Genomic DNA, 22,179 nt, shown 5'->3' on the forward strand with positions numbered 1-22,179 from the left:
TCTTAGCGCGACATCCTGAAACAGAGCCCCGGAGCGCCGCCGACTGTGATCGGCGCTTCGTATCGCATGCCGATCTTTTGCAGCACTCGCTGCGAAGCGGAATTTTCCGGATGCGTGAAGGCGATAAATTCCCTGGCAAAACCACGGCTGAAAAACCATTGCGCCAGCGCGCCGGCTATCTCCGTGGCATAGCCGTTACCCCAGGCATCCTGCCGGATCGAATAGCCGAGCTCGAACTCGCCCCGCCCGCTCTCCTGGAAGCGCGAGAACCCGGCCCGCCCAATAAAACGGCCGTCATCTCGTCTCAACATCTTGTATTTGGTCGTGCCGTCGCGGGCCTGTTCATCGAACCAGCTCTTCAAGCGCTCTTCCGCCTTCTCAAGCGTCCATGGCGCCGCTCCCGAAAGATAGCGGGTCGTCTCGATTGTCGAATGAAGCTGTCGAATCATCTCGGCATCGCCCTCATTCCACATCGTCAGAACAAGGCGGGGAGTCTCGAGTATGGTGGCGTCGCTCATCTGTCTGCCTTTTCCCGATCCTGAAACTAGGTTTCATGTTCAACCACGACGGTCACCGGCCGGCAAGCCGCTAACGGCAGCGGGGCGCTCCAGCGACCGCGATATATGCGCTCGAAAAGCAAGGGCCGCATGCGCGGCCCCCGGATCACCAGCTGAAATCGCCGATCAGTGGCATGCAGGAAACCCTGGCGCTCCGCACTTCTTCTTTTCCGGCGGCTTCTGCGGTGGTGGCGGAGGTCTCTTCACCTGCTGCGCGACCTTTGGCTGCGGCTGCGGTCTCGGCTGAGCCTGAGGCTTCGGAGCGGGCGGCCTCGCCTGTGCGACCGCGTGCGGCGCCGGCCTTGGTTGTGCGGCCACAGGGTTCACATGCCGTGGCGGCGGCGCAGCTGCGATATGCGGCTGATTGTTGTTGGCCGCCCTCGGCTTGGCGGGGGCTCTGGTGGCAATGGCCGGAGCTGCTGCCGGCTTTACCGGCTGGGCATGAGCATTCGGCTTGGGTTCAGCAGCAATCGGGTTCTGCTTGGCGGCCGGAGCGACCTGCGGCGGCGGCGTCTTTGCGACCTGGCCCTGACCTTTCACCGGAGGCGTATTGCCAACCACAGGCAATGGCTGCCCCTTTGCACCGGGAAGCGCATGCGCATTGTCGTTCGCGCCCGCTGGAGCGGGTTTGGCAACAGTGGTGGCCGGAGGATTATGCACGGCGCCGGGCGCTGCCTGCGGCGATTGCACCTGCTTCGTCTGTACCTGCCCCTGAGCAGCCGGAAGCTTGCCAGCAGCCGGCAAAGGCTGGCCATTGGCGCCGGGAAGCGTATGAGCGGTGGCAGCATTTCCGGCTTGCGGCTGCGTTGCAGGAGCAACGGGGCTGCCGGCAGCCGCTTTTACGGCTGCCGCCGGGTTCGGGTTCTGCAGAACCGCGGCCTTCTTCTGTATCGAAGGCGGAAGAGCCACATGCAACACCGCCGCACCGGCACCGGCTATAACAGCGGCTCCGGCCAGCTTCTGCCCGGTCGTCAGGCCGGGCGCCGCGGGTGCAGCACCGGTTTCATTGACGGTGGTGTTGTTGACGGTCGTGCTGTTGTTGATGACCGTATTGTTCACGACCGTGTTGTGGATGTTGTTGAAGATGATGTTGTTTTCCGGCGGAGCGACATCGCGCGGCGGCAGCACCCAGGCTGCGACCGGAACGAAGACCGGCGCCGGCAGAACATAAAGGTCGACCACGGGCGGCGGCGGTGCCAGCACCACGAAATCCGGTGGCGGTGGCGCCAGGAAAACCACGGGCGGCGGCGGCGCATAGCCGAAATCGGCGTCATCAAAATAAAGCACCGGCCGATCGACATAGACGATCTCCGTCGGTGGCGGCGGCGGTACATCATATTCGATCACGGTAAATGATGGCGGCGGCTCCAGGGTTGCCTCAAAGTGATCGAGACGGCGGCGGGCATCCCAGACGTGCGGGCCGTGCGGATAACGCCTCAGATAAGACCAATAGGCCTGCGGCGTATCGGCGATCCACGTCTCACGCCAGGTGATCGCCTCGCGGCGGGCGGCGATGATGGCACGCACGCGCCGCGCCATGGAGTCGTTCGGATAGGCGGCAAGGAAATCTTCGTAGCCCTGCAGCGAGTCGCGATCGAGTGCCGCGAAATAGGCATCCTTTTCATCGAAGTCGCGAATGGCCTTGGTGCGGATCGCGGCATTGTCATAGGTCGACACCTGAGCCGCCGGCGCATCGGGAGCGCGATCGAAGAATGTGAAGGTGTTGGTGAACTTCGAGGCGTCCCAGGATATCTCGGCGCCCTTGGTGAGATCGCTGACCCGCAGGCGTGTGCGGTCGAACACATCGCCGAGCGAAAGACCGCCGAGGCGAATCATTTCCGCCAGCGCATGGGCATAGGAACCATAGGGACCGGCTTCCGGCGGCGCGACGGTGCCCGGTGCGGCATTGAACGCAATCAACTGATGCGCGTCGGGTTCGACAAGCGTCAGGCCGCCGGCCAGCGGCTGATTGGACTGCGCGAACGGATTGGCCCTCGCCGCGTCTAGCACGACGATGCTGCCGCGATTGTTGATCGCAGCCAGGGACTTGGTGAAATCCGTCACCCGGATCGCCTCGACGGGAACATCAGTCGCATTGGCGATCTGCGCATCCACCGGCACGAAATAATTGCCGCCCTGGTATTGGAGCCCGTAGCCAGCCAGATAGACGAAAGCCACGGTATTCGGCCCAGAGGCATTCGCTTTTGCCAGGAAATCCCTGAGCGTATCGCGCAACCCGTTCTGGTCGAGGTCGCGCGCGCCGATCACATCGAAGCCGGCGGCTTGCAGCGTTTGCGCGATCAGCCCGGCATCATTGGCCGGCGTCGGCAATGCGCCCGTCTTGTAGGCGGCGTTGCCGACGACAAGCGCTATTCTCTTTTCAGGGGAGTTCTGCGCCTCGGCCGAGTTCGCACCAGCGATCCCGGCCAAAACCAATATCAAGGCAAAGAATGCCCAGATCGTCTTCTTGGATGACAATCCCATCATCGAAAGCAAAGGTGACATACCGGTTTCTTTCAGGAAACATGTGGCGCACTGCGGGGGATCAACAATAAATGACTAGGATTTGATTTGGGCGAATGCGCGGCATATTCCCGGCGGCTTCGGGGCGAAGTGGCGGTGTATTCACGTTGAGACGCTTTAATTTACAATAGCGCCGCCTGCCCCTTGCCCGCAGACCGAAACTTGGCATTCGCATGTCACCAAAATGGTGACGCGCCGGCAAATCAATGCTAAACGCGCCCCGCGACATTCAACAATAGCGACTTCGCTGCATCCTCCATCGATGCGGCTTCGAGAGACCAAGATCATGGCTGAGTTCAAATCCGATTTCCTGCGCACCCTGCAAGAGCGTGGCTTCATTCATCAGATTTCCGATGAAACGGGACTCGACGACCTCTTCGCCAAGGAAACCGTGACCGCCTATATCGGCTTCGATCCCACGGCATCGAGCTTGCATGCCGGTTCGCTCATCCAGATCATGATGCTGCATTGGATGCAGGCGACCGGTCATCGGCCCATCTCGCTGATGGGTGGCGGCACCGGCATGGTCGGCGACCCCTCGTTCAAGGAAGAGTCCCGCCAGCTCATGACGGTCGACACGATCGAGAGCAACATCGCCTCGATCAAGCGCTGCTTCTCGAACTACCTCACCTACGGCGAAGGCCCGAAGGAGGCGTTGATGATCAACAACGCCGAATGGCTGCGTTCGCTGAACTACCTCGAATTCCTGCGCGATGTCGGCCGCCACTTCTCGGTCAACCGCATGCTGTCCTTCGACAGCGTGAAAACGCGCCTGGAACGCGAGCAGTCGCTGTCCTTCCTCGAGTTCAACTACATGATCCTGCAGGCCTACGATTTCGTCGAGTTGGCCAAGCGCTACGATTGCCGCCTGCAGATGGGTGGCTCGGATCAGTGGGGCAACATCGTCAACGGCATCGACCTTGGTCACCGCATGGGGACCAAGCAGCTCTTCGCGCTGACCTCGCCGCTGCTGACGACCTCTTCCGGCGCCAAGATGGGCAAATCCGCCAACGGCGCGGTCTGGCTGAATGCCGACCTGCTCTCGGCCTATGACTTCTGGCAATACTGGCGCAACACCGAAGACGCTGACGTCCAGCGCTTCCTGAAGCTCTACACCACGTTGCCGATGGATGAGATCGCCCGCCTCTCGGCGCTCACCGGCTCCGAGATCAACGAGGTCAAGAAGATCCTTGCGACCGAGGTCACGGCGATCCTGCATGGCCGCGCTGCCGCCGAACAGGCAGCAGAGACGGCGCGCAAGACTTTCGAGGAAGGCGGCCTGTCCGAAAACCTGCCGTCCGTCGAGATCCCCGCGTCCGAACTCGAAGCCGGTCTCGGCCTTCTGTCGCTGATTGTGCGCGCCGGTCTGGCCGCCTCGAACGGCGAGGCACGCCGTCATGTTCAGGGCGGTGCTGTGCGCATCAACGACGAGGCCGTCAGCGACGAGCGCCGGACGATCGGCAGCGGTGAAATCACCGCCGATGGCGTCATCAAGCTGTCGCTGGGCAAGAAGAAGCACATCCTGATCCACCCGGCCGCCTGAGCTGCCGAGTGCTATATGAAACTGGAAAGGCCGGCACACTCAGCCGGCCTTTCTCGTTCTGACAAGAGCAATCGGCCACGCAGGTCGATAGGTTCAGATCCCGTCCTTGACCGCTATGTCCACCTTCACTAGCCTCCATAAATCGCGATCGGGGAGGACGGCAGATGTTTGGACTGAAGGCATTCGGATTGGGGTTTACCTGCATTGTTGCGGTGACCATCGCGAGCTTTGCGTCTGCGGCTGAAACGAAAATCGTCTTCAATGTCGATGGACAGAAGGTCATCGGCACCCTGTCCACCATCGACAGCAACCCCAAGGCCCCGGTCGTGGTCATGTTCCACGGCTTCGGCGGCACGCGCGATGAATTGGCGATCAAGGACACCAAGGAAGGCGTATTTTCCCGCAGCGCGAGGCTTTTCGCGGAAAGCGGCTATGCCAGCCTGAGGATCGACTTCCGCGGCTCGGGCGACAGCGACGGCAAATGGGCCGACACCACTTTCTCCGGTCAAATCAAGGATGGCATTGCCGCGATCGATTGGCTCAAGGCCAGCGACAAGGTCGACAGTTCCAGAATATCGATCCTCGGATGGAGCCAGGGCGGCCTTGTCGGTGCCCATGTGGCAATGGCACGGCCGGAGGTCAAATCGGTGACCTTGTGGGCACCGGTGGTGACGCCTCTTTATACCTATGCCGGCCTGCTTGGCGCCGACAGTGTCGCCAAGGGATTGACCAGCCCGCCGGATACCGAAATCACCTCCAAATTGCCCTGGGGCGCCGATACCACGCTAAAGGCGTCCTTCTTCCAGCAAATGCCGACTACCAGCACCATCGCCGCAATCGCGCATTATCCCGGCCCGCTACAGGTCATCGTCGGCAGCAAGGATACGACCGTCACGCCCCAACCGGCATCCGGACAGGTTCTTCTCGACTATCACGATGGCGAAGAGCGCCTGGACGTTTTCGATACGGATCACGTTTTCAGCGCCTTTACCGGGCCGCAAATGATCGATGACCACATGGTTCCGGCCACGCTGGAGTGGCTCAAGAAATTCAATCCCTGATAGGATGGGATAGCAGGGAAATAGCACCGTGGTTCGATCGATAGTGCGGCACGATCGAGAACTTGATAAAGCCCAATCCCTCCCAGATGATGGCCCGGGCATTTCTCCATACGTTCATGGCCTGATCCCTCAGCGAATTTTCTGCATCCATGTGTCGGGTCGCAGACTACGCGTTCGTCCTCTGTCAGGATCCGAAACTCTGGAGGTGGATTATGGATGAATTACCCGTCATCAAGACGAGAGCCAAAGGCCGAAGCGCTACGCAGAGCATGTTGATTCCGAGCGAAGATATGGTTTCCCATGCCCTCTGGGCAGCACCGCCGGGTCGATTGTCAGATGTCGGCGAACTGCGAAAGTCGCTTGCAGCGCAATATGGCGCCGACGCCTGCTGTCCTGTCACCGTTCAGCGACACCTCGTGCAGATCAGCGAAAGTGGCGACGCCCCGTTCTGGCGCGTCGTCAATCCGGATCGACCATTCGCCCAACGCATGAGCGGTGGACCGGAACGCATACGCAAACGATTGGCGGAAGAAAGATAGTCTGCTCTTATGGCCTTTGCGCAATGCGCAGACAACGTCTCCGCTTCGCGCTGCCTCAATACTCGAAGATCTGCCTGAAGACACCCGGCGCGATGATCGACAGCGGATTGATCTGCATATTCGGCTTGTCGAAGCTGCCGGTCAGGCGGAAGGTAATGCCGATCAGGCCGCGGTCGCTGCCGTTGCCCAGCAGGAAGCCTACGATCGGCACCTCCGCGAACAGTCGGTTCAGGCCGTAGGCGGGCATGAAGGTCCCGGTCATGTCCATCTTGCCGTCGGCGTCCTTCAGCGTCCCCTGGAACGTTGCTCCGACCTGAACGCCACGTACTACGCCATTCTCGACCGAGAGTGCTCCGTCGCGCATTACCAGCCGCGCAAAGCCGCGTTCGAAGTTCTGCGAACGCGTGTCGATATTGTCTTTGACGGCCGCATTCAGGCTCTTTCCATTCTTGCCGCTCGGGGTCGAAACGATCGTTGAGAGCTTCTTTTCATCGATAATGGCAAACTTGCGGATATCGAGCGAGCCATCCCAATTGTCCTGGCCGGTCGAGCGTAGTGACAGATTGAGCAGGCCGCCCTTGAGATGCTTGTAAAGATCGGTGAAGCGCGCCACTGCGCCTGCGTCGCCGCTGGTGATGCGGATCACGCCGTTGCTGCCCTTGCTCATCTGCGTGACGAACGCCTCGCCGCTGCGGGTTACGCCGGAGAAATCCGCAGCCGTCGTCTTGCCGCCGGCGATCGAATAGGTCCCCTTGAGATTGCCGATGGCCTCATCGTTGAAGCCGACAACCTTGTCGAGATTGACGCGAACTGTCGCGCTTGCTGAATCGTCGTCACCGCCGCTCTGCCGTCCGCCGGCGGAGGACGACTTCAACCGCGCAAGGATGGGGCGGATATCTGCGGAGTTGCCCGATACGAGGACGTCATAACTTCCTCCCTTGCTGTGCTTCAGCGACAATCCGAAATCATCCATGGCCGAGAGCTTCACGCTGTCGAAACTCGCGGACGACAGGGCACCCTTGCTGATCATCAGATCACCGCTGGCGCCAAAACCGTCACCCTTCAGCGTGAAATTCTTGAGCGCTGTCTGGCTGTCGGGGCCGGACGCCTCGAACTGGGCGCTTGCCGGGATGCCGACGCCCTTCGACCAGCCGATCCACGGAACCGTCAACGCGGCCTTGCCGAGATCGACCTTGACGCCCTGCCGATCATCGTCGATGCGCGTCAATTCCACCTTCACAGGTCCATCGATCATATCGCGAAGACCCGGCATGACCGTATTGCGCTGAGCATCGCTCAGCGTTGCCGTGATCACGCGACCGCGCTTGACGGTCGATTTGCCGTCTGTCGGCTCGACCATATCGATCTGAGCGGGAATGCCGTCTATCTGCGCCTGTGCCTGCAGATGGACCGATTGCGGATCCGCATCGATCTCGCCGGTCAGATTGGTAATCTTGCGATTGTTCATCGGCTTCAGCAGGTCGACATTGCTGAGCGTCAGCTTCGCCCCCCAATCCGGCGGTGGCGGCTTCTGGTCGGCGACCAGACCGATGCGGGCATCGACCTTGGCAACGATCTTGCCGTTGAAATCCTCAGGCTTGAATTCGGTGCGCTGAAGGACCTCGAGAGGCTTATATGTCAGCAATTCGCCGACGGCGTCACCGGTGCCTGAAATCGTCAGATCGAGATCGGCCATCAGCGGCTTGTCGTAGGTCGCCGGTATCGAAAAACTGCTATCGTTCAGCGTAACCGTGCGTCCCGTCGGGAAATAGGACGTGGCGGTGGCGATCTCGACGCCCATCGTCGGGCCTGTGAGATCGAAATGCGCCTTCGTGTCGCGCAGCGGCGGTATATCCCCGGGAACATTGAGGCGTGCCCCGTCGATATCGAAGGCGATATGCAACTCGTTCTTGCCGAGCTGCAGCTTGCCGGTCTGCGCAGCCTCTCTCAACCTGCCCGCCGGAATGAAGACGGATATGACCGCATTCGTCACCGAGCCGCCAAACAGATTGTTTTCCACCCATACTCTCGGCTTGGAAGCCATCCAGAAGGGCCATAGCTGCTTGACGACAGTGGTGTCGAGCTTGTCGGCGCGGCCACCAAAGCTGATTTCCGGCGAGCTGTCGCCGAGCTTCATGTGCAGCGAGCCGAACAATGCGCCCTGTGGCGTCGATATGCCGATGGTGTCGAACTGGAATTCCTTGGTCGCCGACAGAAAGCGTCCCGTCGCCTGACCGTCGAAACTGACGGGCTTTTCCCCCGAGATCGAGGAAGCGGCCGTGCCTTCCTTGATCAGGAAGTCGATGCCGAAACCCTTGCCCGCATTGGCATCGACGCGGTCGAGATCAATGAGAGCGCCCGAGAACGGCACGATTGTGCCCACGAATATCGCTTTCGACGGCGCGATCTCGAGGGTCTGATGATCGAAATTATAGGCGAGATTGATATCGCCCTGCGTTAGATCCTGAGGATCGCGATCCATGTAGAATACGCCCGGCTGGATAGCGATGGCGGTTTCCAGCTTAGGATCGGTGCCCGGACCACCCTTGACGGCAGAAAGCGTCACATCGGCGAAACTCATGATGCCCTGACGCGGAGTACCGTTCGCGTCATAAGCCATCGTCAGTGGCTTGAGATCGAGATTGGTGATTTTCGCGATCAGCGACGAGGTATGGCCGGCCTCTTGTTGCGCCGCCTTCACGTCGAGTGTCGCCACGGACCCGTTGACGGCCACCTGTCCGTACAGATGCAGTGAATTCGGTTCGTTTCGCTCGAAAGTGAGATTATCGACCACCAGCGAGATAGGGTCGCCCTCCTGCCTGGCGAGCTTCACCGAAAATCCGGAAATGCGCACCGAATTCGTACCGCCGCGCTGCACGAAGCGCTCCAGAAAGTCGAGGTTGTCGAAGGCTGAGGTCAACGCCTGCGGCAGCGCATCGACGCGCAATGCCGTGAGATCGACGGGATTGCCTTGAGGCAGGAGCGAAGTATCGAGTGCGATACCCTCTGCGGCAACGCTTGCCACTTCCACGCGGCCTTCGAGAAGAGCCAGCGGATCAAGCTCCATATTGACCGTCGACATGGTCGACAGATGCTTGCCGCTGTCCTGATCGACTACATTGACGTCGCGTGCCTCCAGGGCCAGCCGCAGATCCGATGTGAAACGGACGACGGTTGCACCGACCTCCGCCTTGTAACGCGGGCCGATTGCCTTATCGAGGGCCGTCTGCGCCTTCTGGGACAAGGGGGCATCGAAGATGCCGCTTTCGATCGTGGCGATCACTGCTCCGAGAATGATGGCGAGAAATGCGATGAAAACCAGCGTCATGCGGCAGACGTGCCAGACATGCGAGCGATTGCGGCTGGTACGCTCGGGCACATGCACAATCAGGGGATCATCGACCTGAGCAGACGGCAGATGGTCGAGTGACACAAGATCCTTTTTGCGGAATGTTACCTTTTCGCCTCGGATCACTCCTGTGCGTCCCTTTCATTCTCGGTAATTTTGTTGGTGACGCTGCGTCCCATGTGGACGGCATACCTGAGCAGCATATATGGCTCAACCTTAGTATCGTCTAAAAACCCGGCAAAAGAAAGATTTTCCCGTGACGGAAGTTTCTCCCATTGAGTTGAATGTTGGTGACAAGGCCCCGGATTTCGATCTTCCGCGCGATGGCGGCGGGCGGATACGTCTTGCTGATTTCGCCGGAAAACCCCTCGTCCTCTTCTTCTATCCCAAGGACGACACCACGGCCTGCACCACCGAATCGATTTCCTTCACGGCGCTTGCAGCCGATTTTGCCAACGCCGGCGCCGCCATTCTCGGCATATCCCCCGATACGGTGAAGAGCCACGACAAGTTCGTCAAAAAATATGCGCTCACCGTTCCGCTCGCCTCGGACGAGGAAAAGACGATGGCGACTGCCTATGGCGTGTGGCGGGAAAAGAGCATGTATGGCCGCACCTATATGGGTGTCGTCCGCTCGACCTTCCTGATCGGCGCCGACGGCCGGATCGCCAGCATATGGGACAAGGTCAAGGTCGCCGGCCATGCCGACGCCGTTCTGGCTGCCGCAAGGGAGCTTTGACGGCATGGGCGGCAATCCAGATACGATCACCTCGCTACGCGGCGGCGCCATCGCCGCCATTCGCTCGGCAGATCTCGATCGCAAGACCGCGCTCGCCCAGGAATCCGCGACGCGCTGGTTTGCCCGCACACTGTCATTGCGTTCGCCGCTCGACCCGCCGCTGGCCGATCGGCCCGGGCGACCGGAACGGCCCGAACTGGTGCCGCCGAAGCATATGGAGAAGCGCTCGCTGCATACGCTCAAGGGCCGCATCGCCTTGCTGCACGCCATTGCCCATATCGAACTGAACGCGGTCGATCTTGCGCTCGACATCGTCGCGCGCTTCGCCACCGAGCCCGTGCCCAATTCCTTCTTCGACGGCTGGATGCAGGTCGCCTTCGAGGAAGCCAAGCATTTCCGGATGGTGCGCGTGCGGCTGCAGGAACTTGGCGCCGATTATGGCGACCTGCCCGCCCATGACGGCCTGTGGCAGGCAGCGCACGCCACCCGCACCGACCTGACCGCCCGCCTCGCCGTCGTACCGCTGATCCTGGAGGCAAGAGGGTTGGACGTGACACCTGCGCTGCAGGCGAAGATGCGAGAGACCGGTGATATGGAAAGTGCCGCCGTGCTCGATGTCATCTACAATGACGAAAAAGGCCATGTCGCCGTTGGCGCCAAGTGGTTTCGCTTTCTCTGCGCCCGGGAAAAGCGCGATCCAGCCCGAGCATTTCAGGAGCTGGTGCGCGCGAACTTCCGCGGCTCGCTCAAGGCGCCGTTCAACGACATAGCGCGCGCGGAAGCTGGGCTGACGCCTTCCTTCTATCGATCGCTGACATCTACAAGCAATGCTTGATATACTAACGCAAAACGACTTTTCCGGTATCTAATACTGAAATAGAAAGCATTCGTTAACCATAATGCCGTGTAGTTCCAATAGATGCCAAATGGTATCAATTGGGAGAGTCTCGGTGACAGCAAGACCTCAGAACCGGGTTTTCGGCAAGCAGCAGCGGCACCACACGATCATTCTGGCGAGCGGTGACACTGTGCGTCACATGACCGTGCGCCCATGGATGGCCGCAATTGCCGTCTGCCTAGTCGGCCTCTTCTCGATCGGCTATCTCCTGGCGACCTCCTACCTTGTCCTGCGTGACGACCTGATCGGCGCGACCATGGCGCGCCAGGCCCGCATGCAATATGACTATGAGGACCGCATTGCGGCGCTGCGCGCCCAGGTCGATCGTGTCACCTCCCGCCAGCTTCTGGATCAGCAGGTCGTGGAAGAGAAGGTCGACAAACTCATCGAGCAGCAGCAGCAGCTATCCTCGCGCGGCGGCAAGCTCAATGCGCTTCTCGACAGAGCCGAGAGCTCAGGCCTGACCGACAAGAGCCCCCATGCCGATGCGAATGCTCCGAAGAACGAACATGCTGAGCTGACGGCGCCGAAGGCGATCGAGAAGCTTCTCTCGGGCGGCAAACCCGCCGACGTTACCCCCGACAATTCCACCCTCGCCTATGTCCCCGCCCCGGAAACCGTCGCCGACCGCGCAGATCGCGTCTTCTCCAAAGTGACGCTGTCCCTGAAGCATATCGAACAGGATCAGCTGACGCGCATCCGTAATCTTACAGCCGACGCATCCGGTACGACGAACGAGATTCAGGCGATCATGCACAATGTCGGCGTCAAGGTTCCGGACGAAGTTGCCAGCAAAGAGGACGAGGATGGCGGCGTCGGCGGCCCCTATGTCGCGCCGGAGAATGTAGATCAGTTTGAGCAGTCCATGGCCGATCTCGATACCGCCCTGACGCGATTGGAAACGGTGCGAGGCACCGCCGAAAGCCTGCCATTCAGAAATCCTGCGCCGGGCAAGCTCATCACCAGCCCATTCGGCAATCGCAAGGACCCATTCTTCGGCACACTGGCCCTTCATACCGGCACCGATTTTCATTTCAGCCCCGGCGAACGGATCAAGGCAACGGCTCCCGGAAAGATAGTTTCGGCGGGTTGGACAGGCGGCTATGGCAATATGGTAGAGATCGACCATGGCGACGGCATATCCACGCGCTACGGTCATATGGAACAGGTGCTGGTCAGGGTCGGCGACAAGGTCGGCACCGGCGATGTCGTCGGCCTCGCCGGCAGCACCGGGCGCTCGACAGGCACGCATCTTCACTATGAAGTTCGCGAAAACGGACACCCCATAGATCCTATGTATTTCATCAATGCCGGCACGAAACTCGCAAGCTACATTCAGGGACTTGGGGCAATTTAGCCGCCGAAGTTGTGACAAAGGCGCAACAAATGTGGCACTAATCTAAAAATTGCGTCATGAATGAACTTCGAGCCCACAGAAGCGGCTGCTTTCCTTGACTTCACGGGTATTTGGTTCTATGTCGCGCTGCATTCCGGCACGTTCTTGCGTGTCGATTCATAGTGTTCGACCGAACCAAGACGGAACTAGTTTTCCCTTTGACAACATTTGCTGACCTTGGCTTGAGCCAAAAAGTCCTTTCCGCGGTTACTGACGCGGGCTACACCACACCGACTCCGATTCAGGCCGGTGCCATCCCATTTGCGCTGCAGCGCCGCGATATCTGTGGTATCGCCCAGACGGGTACAGGCAAGACGGCCTCCTTCGTGCTGCCGATGCTGACCCTGCTTGAAAAGGGTCGTGCGCGTGCCCGCATGCCGCGCACACTGATCCTGGAGCCGACGCGTGAGCTGGCGGCCCAGGTCGCCGAGAACTTCGAGAAATACGGCAAGAACCACCGCCTCAACATCGCGCTGCTGATCGGCGGCGTGTCGTTCGAGGAACAGGATCGCAAGTTGGAACGCGGCGCCGATGTGCTGATCTGCACGCCCGGCCGCCTGCTCGACCATTTCGAGCGCGGCAAGCTGCTGATGAGCGCCGTCGAGATTTTCGTCATCGACGAAGCCGACCGTATGCTGGATATGGGCTTCATCCCGGATATCGAGCGCATCGCCAAGCTCATTCCCTTTACCCGCCAGACGCTGTTCTTCTCGGCCACCATGCCGACGGAAATCCAGAAGTTGGCTGACCGCTTCCTGCAGAATCCGGAACGTGTCGAAGTCGCCAAGCCTGCATCGACGGCGAAGACCGTGACGCAACGCTTCGTCGCCTCGCACAGCAAGGATTACGAGAAGCGCGCCACGTTGCGCGACCTCATCCGCGCCCAGACGGATCTGAAGAACGCCATCATCTTCTGCAATCGCAAGGTGGATGTGGCCGACCTCTTCCGTTCGCTTGAACGCCACGGCTTCTCGGTCGGTGCATTGCATGGCGACATGGACCAGCGTTCGCGTACGACGATGTTGCAGAACTTCCGCGACGGCCAGATCCAGCTTCTCGTTGCTTCCGACGTCGCCGCACGCGGTCTCGACCTTCCCGATGTCGGCCACGTCTTCAATTTCGACGTTCCGATCCATTCGGAAGATTATGTCCACCGTATCGGCCGTACCGGCCGTGCCGGCCGCTCCGGTGCCGCCTTCACCCTCGTGACCAAGCGCGACACCAAGCATATCGACGCCATCGAAAAGCTGATCGGCGAAGATGTGCAATGGCTGAACGGTGATCTGTCGGCATTGCCGCCAGCCGAAGAAGGTGGGGACGACAATCGTTCTTCCCGCCGCCGCGAGCCGAAAGGCAAAGGCCGTGATCGCGATCGTGATCGCAGCCCCAGAGGCCGGAGTGCCTCGAGTCATAAAACTGATATCGACGTCGAAGATAATGGCGTCGCAGTGATCGAAGCAGCACCAGCAAAGGCTGAAAGCGTGAGAAACGAGCGCAAATCCGAGAATAACAACAAGTCCAGCAACGGTTCTCGCAACAATCACCGGCCCTTCCCCGCTGCGAATGATGACAATCGCGAGCGCCGCAACCGTTACCGCGACCATGATGACGGCCCGACCCCGGTCGGCTTCGGTGACGATATCCCGGCTTTCATGCTCATCGTCGCGAACGCCAAGGCCTGATAGGCCCATTCAGCCGCACATCTCGGGATGTACGCATGGGCAAGCCCGGCATTGATTTCCCCGGACTAGGAACCGGTCTCGCAATTTTGCGGGACGGCAAGCTATTGCTCTATAAGCGCCTCAAGGCGCCGGAAGCCGGCTTCTGGAGCATCGTCGGCGGCAAAGTGGACCATATGGAACCTGCCGCCAACGCCGCTATACGCGAGGCGGAAGAGGAAAGCGGCCTCTGCATCGGCAAGATCGAATATCTCTGCACAACGGAAGTCATTGTTGCGGCGGATCAGCAGCACTGGATTTCTCTGATCTACGTCTGCAAGGACTTTTCCGGGGAGGCGTATCTTGTCGAGCCCGACAAGCTCTCAGACTTCGGCTGGTTCGGCCGAGACGAGTTGCCGGCTCAGCTCTCGGACTTTGCCAGGGCAACGATCGCACATCTCAGCGAGGAAGACTTCCGCTGACGCCTACTTATCGGCACGCAAGGCGGCCTCGTAGGCCAACCTCACCCAACGCGTCATGATGTCCGGATCATCGAAAGCATCCTCGGGGATCGACCAATAGGGCATGTTGATTGCCTTGCCCTTCTTTCCCTCATAGGCCCAGCGCCGCGCGCCGGCCGCCTCGAATTCGCCGGCGCTGACCTCATCGGCCTTCAGCAGGATCTCGTCATCGACTTCGAGCGCGAGGATACGCCCCATATGATAGATACCCTTGCCGCCGAACATGCGCTTGATCGTCACTGGCCCAAGCGACTGAAACATGTCTTCGATATCGTTATTGTCCATTCCCTATCCCTTCAAGACACCGCCGGCTGCGACAACGGCCTCGGGCGTATCCACATCGAGATGTGCCGCCTCGCCTATATCGACGTCAATAACCGGAAGCCGCGACGTTTCGATAATATGCCGCGCGCCGACATCGCCCTCGAGCTGCATGACGGCACGCAGCATGCTATGGGGAAGAATGACGGGGTTCCCACGCTTGCCGCCCGATACCGCGCGGATGATCGCCAAGCCACCCGCCTCGCGAAAGGCAGAAATCAAGGTTTTGAGGTCATCGGCCGTGATACCAGGCATATCGGCCAGCATGACGAGCACACCATCCGCCCGCTGCGCAGCCGGCGTCCCCACACCTGCGGCCAGCGAACCTGCCATGCCGGCTGCGTAATCCGGATTGTAGACCTGCTCGAGGGCGAGATTGCCGAGTGCCCGCTCGATGTCGCCGCGCCTGTGGCCTGTCACGGCGACGACAGAGGCGGCACCGCTCGCCATCGCTGATAACGCCGACCGCCGGACCAAAGCTACGCCATCGAACTCTGCGAGCAGCTTGTGTGGCCCGCCCTCGCCCATGCGGCTTGCCCGCCCGGCCGCGAGCAACACGACAGCCACCGATATTTCCACGGCCGGCTTGGCCACGATATCGCGCGGCGGTATTTCCATGACAGTCCTCCACATGCATGCCTTGAACATGCCGTAGCGGCGATTATTCGCCGGCTAACATGCCATCTGGCAATCGACCGAAATGATCCATTTCAGGTCTCGGCCGCCGTTGAAATTGCGTCAACGATCATGGTTGCGCACCCTTGGGCAACGACACATCGCGTGCGCGAAGCGAGCCGATAATCTCGGCAAGAATGGCAACGGCGATCTCCGCCGGGGTTGCAGCACCGATGGGAAGACCAATAGGAGCATGGATGCGAGCGAGATCAGCGTCGGCCACGCCTTCCCGCTTCAGTCGCTCCAGGCGGCCGGCATGGGTTTTGCGGCTACCGAGCGCGCCGACATAAAAGCAACCCGTTCGCAGCGCCTCCAGAATCGGTTCATCGTCGATCTTCGGATCGTGGGTGACGGCAGCCAGCGCCATATAACTGTCCAGAGGGCGTTCCTTCAGCACAATGGTTGGCCAATCGGCAATCAGGTCGATCCCCTCGAAGCGCTCCTGCGTCGCAAAGGCCGTGCGGGGATCAATGATGGTGACATCAAAGCCGGCAAGCGCTGCCATGCGTGCCAGAACCTGGCTGATGTGTACGGCCCCGATGACGACGATGCGCGGTGGCGGCAGATGGACGTTCAGGAAGAGGCCCCGCCCCTCGATTTCCACCGCCGACGATCTGCCAGAACGAAACGCCGACGCCACAGCCTCGGCCATTACACCTTCCAGTCTGTCTCCCTCGACAATGAGTTGGTCCGACCCGCCCGACAGATCCGTGACGAGGATCGCTGCTTGCCGCGCATGCCGCAAAGCATTCAGCCGCGCCAATATCTGACGATCCATCAGGCCAGCCTTTCCACATAGATACGGATTCGGCCGCCGCAGGAGAGACCGACGCGCCATGCAGTCTCGTCGGCGACACCAAATTCGAGCATTTGCGATTTGCCTGTCGCGATCACGTCGAGCGCCTCTGTGATGACGGCGCCTTCCACGCAACCACCCGAAACCGAGCCGTGAAAATTGCCTTCGCCGTCGATCACAAGGTGGCTGCCCGCCGGACGCGGTGCCGACCCCCAGGTGTCGATGACCGTCGCCATCGCCACGTTGCGGCCTGCCGAGGCCCATTCCTCCGCGATGGCAAGCGGATCCAGGCTTTCTGATATGTCTGACATCGGAGCCTCATGATCTATTGAGAAACCGGCGCGGATCGTAGGCATCAGCGCGCCCGGCGGTGAGAGCAGATACGAGATCGGCCAGAGATATTAGATTGTGAACCGGGCGGAATTCGTCAACATGCGGCAGCATGGCTTTTACGCCGCGAGCGCGCGCCTCGAAACCATCGAAGCGCAAGAGCGGATTGAGCCAGATGAGCCGCCGGCAGGAGCGATGCAGACGATCCATCTCCTCGGCAAGCTGTTCCACGCCCTCACGCTCCAGCCCATCGGTGATCAAAAGCACAATCGCGCCCTGCCCGAGTACCCGGCGCGCCCAAAGCCGGTTGAATTCCCTCAGCGTCTCGCCGATGCGCGTCCCTCCAGACCAATCGCGCACCACCGCGGCGCACTCATTGAGCGCCTGATCGGGATCCTTGTGGCGCATGGCTCTGGTAACGTTGGAGAGCCGCGTACCGAAGAGAAACGTATGTACCCGCCGACGCCGTTCGGTCAACACATGCAGGAAATGCAGGAAGATGCGCGTATATTGGCTCATCGAACCGGAAATATCCGCCAGCACTACCAGCGGCGGCTGTATGTACCTCGGCTGCCGAAAGCGCGGAAGGATCAATGCTCCACCGGTGCGCAAGGCAGATCGCATCGTTGCACGCGGGTCGACCTTGCCCTGTCTATGCGAGGATGCAAAGCGGCGCGTACGCACGCGATCCAGCGGCAACCGCAGCTTGGCAAGCTCCTTCTTGGCAACGGCAATCTCAGCCGCTGACATCTGCGCAAAATCCAGCCGGCGTAGCATATCGCTGCCCGACGTCGTGAAGCGGGTGTCGATGTCTATGCCGGGCGTCTCGCGCTGAGGGCGCAAGCCTTCGCGCTCATTCGACAGGATATCGCCCAGGCGGGTCTCACCGGCCTTCGGCCTTTTGACGTCGCTGCGATCCAGCGCCTCAGGCGGTATCATCGCGATCATCTTCGCGAGGAGATCCCGAGGGCTCCAGAACAGCCGGAACGCCTCGTCGAAAATCGCCAGATCGTCATGCCGCTTGACGAAGACCGAGCAGAGAGCGGCATGAAACTCCTCGCGTGAACCGATACTGATCGCTTCCACGGCCTGGATAGCATCCACAATGGCGCCAGGCCCGATCTTCAGGCCGGCCTTTCGCAGGGCACGCCCGAAAAGGACGATATTGTCGGCGAGACGTCCATCACCGGCCGGTGACGATGTGGCGACGACACCCTCTTGCGCGCCGGGCTCCATGAATTATCCCGTCGCAATCAGTTCGGACTTCACGTCGTCCAGTATGCGCTTGCCTTCGCCGCCTTGAATGCGGGCGATATCGTCCTGGTATTTCAGCAGCGTTCCGAGCGTGTCGGAAATGGTCTCCGGATCAAGCGCCAGCCGATCGAGTTGTGTCAGCGCATTCGCCCAGTCGATCGTCTCGGCAACGCCCGGGTTCTTGTAGAGATCAAGCGTGCGCAACTTCTGCACATAGGCAACGACCTGACGCGACAGGGCCTCGCTGCAATCGGGCACCTTGCGGCGGATGATCTCGAGCTCATACTCCGCCTGCGGATAATCGACCCAATGGTAGAGACAGCGCCGCTTCAGCGCATCATGTACCTCGCGCGTGCGGTTCGTGGTGATGATGACGATGGGCGGTTCACTCGCGCGGATGGTGCCAAGTTCCGGCACCGTCACCTGGAAATCGGACAGAACCTCCAGAAGGAATGCTTCGAAAGCCTCATCGGTGCGATCCAGCTCATCGATCAGAAATACCGGTGCCCGGCCGCCGACGCCCGACAGCGCCTGCAGCACCGGCCGGCGGATCAGATAGCGTTCGGAGAAGATATCTGCCTCGATGCGCTCGCGATCGGTGAGACCCGAGGCTTCCGCAAGGCGGATTTCCAGCATCTGTGCCGGATAATTCCATTCATAGACGGCCGATGAGACATCCAGGCCTTCGTAACATTGGAGGCGGATCAGCGGCCGGTCGAGCGCCTTGGAGAGGACCTTGGCGATCTCCGTCTTGCCGACACCGGCCTCGCCCTCGAGAAAGAGCGGCCGCTTCATCTTCAAAGCCAGAAAAAGTACCGTGCCGAGGGCACGCCCGGCCAGATAATCATGAGCGCCGAGCAGCGCTATCGTCTCTTCGATCGAACTCGGCAGCGAAGGTGATGATTCTTGATCCGCCATGATAACTCCCTCACGGAAGTTATAGCGCGTGGTAGCCTCGGTTCATATACAGCAATGCCGGCTTTGGCTCGCTATAGCGTATGGCCATGACCTCGCCGAAGATGATGTTGTGAGTCGAAGCCTGTTTGATCTCGATGACGCGGCAATCGAAGGCGGCCAGCGCATCGGCAAGGACAGGCGCGCCGGTGGCCAGAGTCTCGAATTTGCCGGCGGCAAAGCGCTCGTCGGTCGTCATCTGCGTCTTGCCGGAAAAGGCGTCGGCCAGCGACTGGTGATCGGCACCGAGCGTATTCAGTGCGAAGATTCCGCTGTTGAAGAAGATCTCGTTCTTGATGTTGCTGTTGTTGAGGCAGATCAGAACCGTCGCTGGACTGTCCGATACCGAGCAGGCTGCCGTGATCGTCACGCCGCGCCGCTCACCGCCGAGCGCCGTCGTCACCAGTTGCACATGGCCCGCATAGCGGCTCATGGCATCGCGATAAAGCGCGGGATCCATACGCTGCCTGTCTAGCACCACCGTCTCCATCTTCCTGTGATACCCCGTCTTCGTTCAATATGGCGGGCAGGTGTTAGCTTTTCTACAATAGCTCTATTGAAAACAGAGGGATTGTGCTGCTTTTTCTTTGACGATCTCCTTCAGACGGATAAATAGAGCAGAAAATTGTCCGGGATAAGCAATCGATGAACGTTCTGCGTCGCCTTCCGCTTCTGTTTGTGCTGCTTTCCGCGGCCGGCAGCAGCTACGCCGCAGATGTTCATATCGGTGTCGTGGCGCCGCAGGACGGCAATTTCGCCACGCTTGGAGCCGAGATTATCGCCGGCGCCAATTTCGAGATCCAGGCGCAGAAGGACACGGCGACGGTCGTCGACGAACCCTGCACGGAAGATGGCGGGCGGGCTGCAGCCGAGGCAATGATCGCCGCCAAGGTGCAGGTAGCCATCGGTTTTCTCTGCACCGAGACGCTGGAAGGCGCATTGCCCCGGCTCAAGGATGCCGGCATTCCAGCCATTACCGTCTCCGTGCGTTCGCGCATCCTGATGGAAGATGCCGTGAAGAACGGCTGGCCGCTCTTTCGCCTGGCGCCGGTAGACACCGCCGAAGCTGCAATGGCCATCGACACGATCCTGAAAAACTGGGCAGCCGACCCGTTGGCCCTGATCGACGACGGCACGATCCATGGTCGCGAACTGGTGGGCGCGATCCGCACTGCGCTTGAAGAAAAGGGCTTGAAGCCCGTCTTCACCGATACCTACCGCCCCGGTCAGGATCAGCAGATCGCCCTCGTGCGCCGCCTGAAGAAAGCTGGCGCCACACGCGTCTTCATCGGTGGTGACCGCAGCGATGTGGCTGTCATTGCCCGCGACGCCAAGAGCGAGAATATTCCGCTTGCGATCATGGGCGGCGATGCCATGCGCGCCGCCGATCAACCGGTACCACTGCAGGAGGGTGTACAGGCCATCGCATTGCCCGACTACACCAGCCTGCCCGAAGCGCAGCCGACTGTGCAGGCCATGCGCGCCGGCGGCATCGAACCGGACGGCTATATCCTGCCGTCGGCCGCGGCAGTCCAGATCGCCAATCAGGCAGCCGAAAGCGCCAAAGCGGAAAACAAGGCGATAACCGACAAGCTCATCGGCACGGCGTTCCAGACGGCCATCGGCCCCATCACCTTCGGTCAGAGCCATGAACTGACCGAAAATGCCTATCGGCTGCTGGAGTGGCGCAGCAATGCTTTCGTGCCGGTAACCACACCATCGAATTGAGGCGATCCGCCCGGGCTGTTGTTTGCCCGCCGAAGCGGTGCTAATCCAAGCTGAAAAAATCAGATGGAGCTCAGCTTTCCCATGACCTTGCCGATCCGCATTGCCCCTTCCATTCTTGCCGCCGATTTTGCCAAGCTCGGCCAGGAAGTGAAAGATGTGACCGAAGCCGGAGCCGACTGGATCCATCTCGATGTCATGGATGGGCATTTCGTGCCGAACATTTCCTTCGGCCCAGATGTGATCAAGGCGCTGCGTCCCTACACGACCGCCACCTTCGACTGCCATCTGATGATCACGCCCGCCGATCCCTATCTCGAAGCCTTCGCCAAGGCCGGCTGCGACCGCATTACCGTGCATGCCGAAGCCGGCGTCCACCTGCACCGTTCGCTGCAGACGATCCGGCACCTCGGCAAGAAGGTCGGCGTCACCCTCAATCCGGCCACGCCGCTCTCGATCCTGGAAAACGTGCTCGACGATATCGACCTGATCCTGATCATGTCGGTCAATCCAGGCTTTGGTGGCCAGAAATTCATTCCGGCAATGGCCGACAAGATCCGCAATGCCAGGTCTCTGATCGGTGACCGGCCAATCGAGCTGGAGGTCGATGGCGGCGTTTCCACCGATACAGCCGAACTCATCATCGCCTCCGGCGCCAATGTCCTTGTTGCGGGCTCCGCAATCTTCAAGGGCGAATCGGTCGAGGCCTACAAGCAGACGATCGGCGATCTCAGGGCCGCGGCCGAACGAGGTCGCGTTGGATCGAACTAATCCGACCAGCACCATCAAGGCGGCGGACCGGACGCGGACCGCCGCCTCCTATTGCCTTGGACTTTTGGGTGGTGCAGCTTGTTGGGGTTCGGCAATGGCGATTTCAGCGCTGGCGGCGCTGTATCTGCGCAATGGCCTTCTGACGAGCCACCTGACCGCCCTCACGCTCGTCTATTTTTTCGGTGGCACCCTCTCCTGGCTCGTCATGGTGCCGCTTACCGGGCATTTCACCAAGCACCGGCCGCCCAGCGTACGTTTCGCCGCATTCTTTCTCGTATTATCAGTCGGCACCGTAGCCGCGACGGCTTTCCTCTTCGCCATGGACTATCGCTGGTTCTACGCGCGCTGGCACGCTCCGTTCGGCTCGCTTATCTGGATATTCCAGTTCCTGTTCACCGGCGCCAGCGCCGTCTACCAGTTCGCAGTCCTCGGCCTGACCCTGTTTCTGCCCTTCGGCCTGTTTTTCCTGGTCGCTGCAGCCACATATCTTGCGCGGCATAGGCGTTGAGGTGAAAGATCGGCGCGACAAACATTGTGATTGCCGCCCGTCTTTGTTATGGGGGCGCCAA

At 60.4% G+C, this 22,179-nt stretch carries 21 protein-coding genes; 11 read left to right on the forward strand and 10 right to left on the reverse strand.

The genetic code is table 11. From position 1 onward, the window contains the following. Positions 1–2 precede the first annotated feature (2 nt). Both A6U86_RS05895 and A6U86_RS05900 read right to left on the reverse strand, forming a co-directional pair. Complete coding sequence (locus A6U86_RS05895) at positions 3–518, reverse strand: GNAT family N-acetyltransferase (protein WP_068387189.1); 516 nt, start codon at positions 516–518, stop codon at positions 3–5. 165 nt (positions 519–683) lie between these two features. Continuing rightward, positions 684–3,062: a caspase family protein gene (locus tag A6U86_RS05900; RefSeq protein ID WP_068387192.1), complete on the reverse strand. Its 2,379-nt coding sequence runs from the start codon at positions 3,060–3,062 to the stop codon at positions 684–686. Positions 3,063–3,366: 304 nt separating this feature from the next. Here A6U86_RS05900 and tyrS point away from each other — a divergent pair, with 304 nt between their 5' ends. From tyrS to A6U86_RS34620, 3 genes are all read left to right on the forward strand, one after another. Continuing rightward, positions 3,367–4,623 carry a tyrosine--tRNA ligase gene (gene tyrS, locus A6U86_RS05905; protein ID WP_068387966.1) on the forward strand — a complete coding sequence of 419 codons (1,257 nt, stop codon included), beginning with the start codon at positions 3,367–3,369 and terminating at the stop codon, positions 4,621–4,623. A gap of 164 nt (positions 4,624–4,787) precedes the next feature. After that, positions 4,788–5,684 carry a S9 family peptidase gene (locus A6U86_RS05910; protein ID WP_068387193.1) on the forward strand — a complete coding sequence of 299 codons (897 nt, stop codon included), beginning with the start codon at positions 4,788–4,790 and terminating at the stop codon, positions 5,682–5,684. A gap of 212 nt (positions 5,685–5,896) precedes the next feature. Further along, complete coding sequence (locus A6U86_RS34620; protein WP_083196730.1) at positions 5,897–6,223, forward strand: hypothetical protein; 327 nt, start codon at positions 5,897–5,899, stop codon at positions 6,221–6,223. Between the two features lie 55 nt (positions 6,224–6,278). On the opposite strand, the gene A6U86_RS05915 is transcribed toward A6U86_RS34620, so the two are convergent. Continuing rightward, complete coding sequence (locus A6U86_RS05915) at positions 6,279–9,698, reverse strand: DUF3971 domain-containing protein (protein ID WP_068387194.1); 3,420 nt, start codon at positions 9,696–9,698, stop codon at positions 6,279–6,281. Between the two features lie 130 nt (positions 9,699–9,828). Between A6U86_RS05915 and A6U86_RS05920 the strand changes: the two genes are divergently transcribed. From A6U86_RS05920 to A6U86_RS05940, 5 genes are all read left to right on the forward strand, one after another. Continuing rightward, positions 9,829–10,311 carry a peroxiredoxin gene (locus A6U86_RS05920; protein ID WP_068387195.1) on the forward strand — a complete coding sequence of 161 codons (483 nt, stop codon included), beginning with the start codon at positions 9,829–9,831 and terminating at the stop codon, positions 10,309–10,311. A 4-nt stretch (positions 10,312–10,315) separates the two neighbouring features. Then, positions 10,316–11,146 (forward strand): ferritin-like domain-containing protein, encoded by an 831-nt coding sequence (locus tag A6U86_RS05925; RefSeq protein ID WP_068387970.1) that lies wholly within the window; start codon positions 10,316–10,318, stop codon positions 11,144–11,146. A 115-nt stretch (positions 11,147–11,261) separates the two neighbouring features. Continuing rightward, positions 11,262–12,566 carry a peptidoglycan DD-metalloendopeptidase family protein gene (locus A6U86_RS05930; RefSeq protein ID WP_068387196.1) on the forward strand — a complete coding sequence of 435 codons (1,305 nt, stop codon included), beginning with the start codon at positions 11,262–11,264 and terminating at the stop codon, positions 12,564–12,566. Between the two features lie 197 nt (positions 12,567–12,763). Further along, positions 12,764–14,287 carry a DEAD/DEAH box helicase gene (locus tag A6U86_RS05935; RefSeq protein ID WP_068387972.1) on the forward strand — a complete coding sequence of 508 codons (1,524 nt, stop codon included), beginning with the start codon at positions 12,764–12,766 and terminating at the stop codon, positions 14,285–14,287. 35 nt (positions 14,288–14,322) lie between these two features. Continuing rightward, a complete protein-coding gene (locus tag A6U86_RS05940) occupies positions 14,323–14,745 on the forward strand; it encodes an NUDIX domain-containing protein (RefSeq protein WP_068387201.1) in 423 nt (140 codons plus the stop codon). A gap of 3 nt (positions 14,746–14,748) precedes the next feature. Here the strand turns inward: A6U86_RS05940 and A6U86_RS05945 are convergent, their stop codons facing one another. The 7 genes from A6U86_RS05945 to A6U86_RS05975 all read right to left on the reverse strand — a co-directional run bounded on the left by A6U86_RS05945 (position 14,749) and on the right by A6U86_RS05975 (position 19,592). Next, positions 14,749–15,069, reverse strand: a complete 321-nt coding sequence (locus A6U86_RS05945) for a TfoX/Sxy family protein (protein ID WP_068387205.1) — start codon at positions 15,067–15,069, stop codon at positions 14,749–14,751. 3 nt (positions 15,070–15,072) lie between these two features. Continuing rightward, positions 15,073–15,723, reverse strand: a complete 651-nt coding sequence (locus tag A6U86_RS05950; RefSeq protein ID WP_068387208.1) for an NTP transferase domain-containing protein — start codon at positions 15,721–15,723, stop codon at positions 15,073–15,075. Positions 15,724–15,850: 127 nt separating this feature from the next. Beyond that, positions 15,851–16,558 (reverse strand): XdhC family protein, encoded by a 708-nt coding sequence (locus A6U86_RS05955; RefSeq protein WP_068387211.1) that lies wholly within the window; start codon positions 16,556–16,558, stop codon positions 15,851–15,853. Continuing rightward, the gene (locus A6U86_RS05960) at positions 16,558–16,887 is read right to left on the reverse strand and encodes an XdhC family protein (protein WP_068387214.1); all 330 of its coding nucleotides are present in this window, start codon (positions 16,885–16,887) and stop codon (positions 16,558–16,560) included. Before A6U86_RS05960 ends, A6U86_RS05955 begins: the two co-directional genes overlap by 1 nt. 7 nt (positions 16,888–16,894) lie before the next feature. Then, the gene (locus A6U86_RS05965; protein WP_068387217.1) at positions 16,895–18,142 is read right to left on the reverse strand and encodes a VWA domain-containing protein; all 1,248 of its coding nucleotides are present in this window, start codon (positions 18,140–18,142) and stop codon (positions 16,895–16,897) included. Between the two features lie 3 nt (positions 18,143–18,145). Further along, positions 18,146–19,078 carry a MoxR family ATPase gene (locus tag A6U86_RS05970; protein WP_068387220.1) on the reverse strand — a complete coding sequence of 311 codons (933 nt, stop codon included), beginning with the start codon at positions 19,076–19,078 and terminating at the stop codon, positions 18,146–18,148. A gap of 19 nt (positions 19,079–19,097) precedes the next feature. After that, entirely contained in the window at positions 19,098–19,592 is a 495-nt protein-coding gene (locus A6U86_RS05975) for a flavin reductase (protein WP_068387975.1), read from the reverse strand. Positions 19,593–19,759: 167 nt separating this feature from the next. Here A6U86_RS05975 and A6U86_RS05980 point away from each other — a divergent pair, with 167 nt between their 5' ends. From A6U86_RS05980 to A6U86_RS05990, 3 genes are all read left to right on the forward strand, one after another. Further along, positions 19,760–20,842 (forward strand): branched-chain amino acid ABC transporter substrate-binding protein, encoded by a 1,083-nt coding sequence (locus A6U86_RS05980; RefSeq protein ID WP_068387223.1) that lies wholly within the window; start codon positions 19,760–19,762, stop codon positions 20,840–20,842. 81 nt (positions 20,843–20,923) lie between these two features. Beyond that, complete coding sequence (rpe, locus tag A6U86_RS05985) at positions 20,924–21,610, forward strand: ribulose-phosphate 3-epimerase (protein ID WP_068387977.1); 687 nt, start codon at positions 20,924–20,926, stop codon at positions 21,608–21,610. Between the two features lie 94 nt (positions 21,611–21,704). Then, entirely contained in the window at positions 21,705–22,118 is a 414-nt protein-coding gene (locus A6U86_RS05990) for a hypothetical protein (protein ID WP_244509833.1), read from the forward strand. Positions 22,119–22,179 lie beyond the last annotated feature (61 nt).

It is taken from the genome of Rhizobium sp. AC27/96 (assembly GCF_001692325.1).
Lineage (GTDB): Bacteria > Pseudomonadota > Alphaproteobacteria > Rhizobiales > Rhizobiaceae > Rhizobium.

Excerpts from the sequence above, each read along its gene's own strand:
- A6U86_RS05895 (WP_068387189.1), bottom strand. The coding sequence starts at position 518 with ATGAGCGACGCCACCATACTCGAGACTCCCCGCCTTGTTCTGACGATG.
- A6U86_RS05900 (WP_068387192.1), bottom strand. The coding sequence starts at position 3,062 with ATGTCACCTTTGCTTTCGATGATGGGATTGTCATCCAAGAAGACGATC.
- tyrS (WP_068387966.1), top strand. The coding sequence starts at position 3,367 with ATGGCTGAGTTCAAATCCGATTTCCTGCGCACCCTGCAAGAGCGTGGC.
- A6U86_RS05910 (WP_068387193.1), top strand. The coding sequence starts at position 4,788 with ATGTTTGGACTGAAGGCATTCGGATTGGGGTTTACCTGCATTGTTGCG.
- A6U86_RS34620 (WP_083196730.1), top strand. The coding sequence starts at position 5,897 with ATGGATGAATTACCCGTCATCAAGACGAGAGCCAAAGGCCGAAGCGCT.
- A6U86_RS05925 (WP_068387970.1), top strand. The coding sequence starts at position 10,316 with ATGGGCGGCAATCCAGATACGATCACCTCGCTACGCGGCGGCGCCATC.
- A6U86_RS05940 (WP_068387201.1), top strand. The coding sequence starts at position 14,323 with ATGGGCAAGCCCGGCATTGATTTCCCCGGACTAGGAACCGGTCTCGCA.
- A6U86_RS05945 (WP_068387205.1), bottom strand. The coding sequence starts at position 15,069 with ATGGACAATAACGATATCGAAGACATGTTTCAGTCGCTTGGGCCAGTG.
- A6U86_RS05950 (WP_068387208.1), bottom strand. The coding sequence starts at position 15,723 with ATGGAAATACCGCCGCGCGATATCGTGGCCAAGCCGGCCGTGGAAATA.
- A6U86_RS05955 (WP_068387211.1), bottom strand. The coding sequence starts at position 16,558 with ATGGATCGTCAGATATTGGCGCGGCTGAATGCTTTGCGGCATGCGCGG.
- A6U86_RS05960 (WP_068387214.1), bottom strand. The coding sequence starts at position 16,887 with ATGTCAGACATATCAGAAAGCCTGGATCCGCTTGCCATCGCGGAGGAA.
- A6U86_RS05965 (WP_068387217.1), bottom strand. The coding sequence starts at position 18,142 with ATGGAGCCCGGCGCGCAAGAGGGTGTCGTCGCCACATCGTCACCGGCC.
- A6U86_RS05970 (WP_068387220.1), bottom strand. The coding sequence starts at position 19,078 with ATGGCGGATCAAGAATCATCACCTTCGCTGCCGAGTTCGATCGAAGAG.
- A6U86_RS05980 (WP_068387223.1), top strand. The coding sequence starts at position 19,760 with ATGAACGTTCTGCGTCGCCTTCCGCTTCTGTTTGTGCTGCTTTCCGCG.
- rpe (WP_068387977.1), top strand. The coding sequence starts at position 20,924 with ATGACCTTGCCGATCCGCATTGCCCCTTCCATTCTTGCCGCCGATTTT.
- A6U86_RS05990 (WP_244509833.1), top strand. The coding sequence starts at position 21,705 with ATGGCGATTTCAGCGCTGGCGGCGCTGTATCTGCGCAATGGCCTTCTG.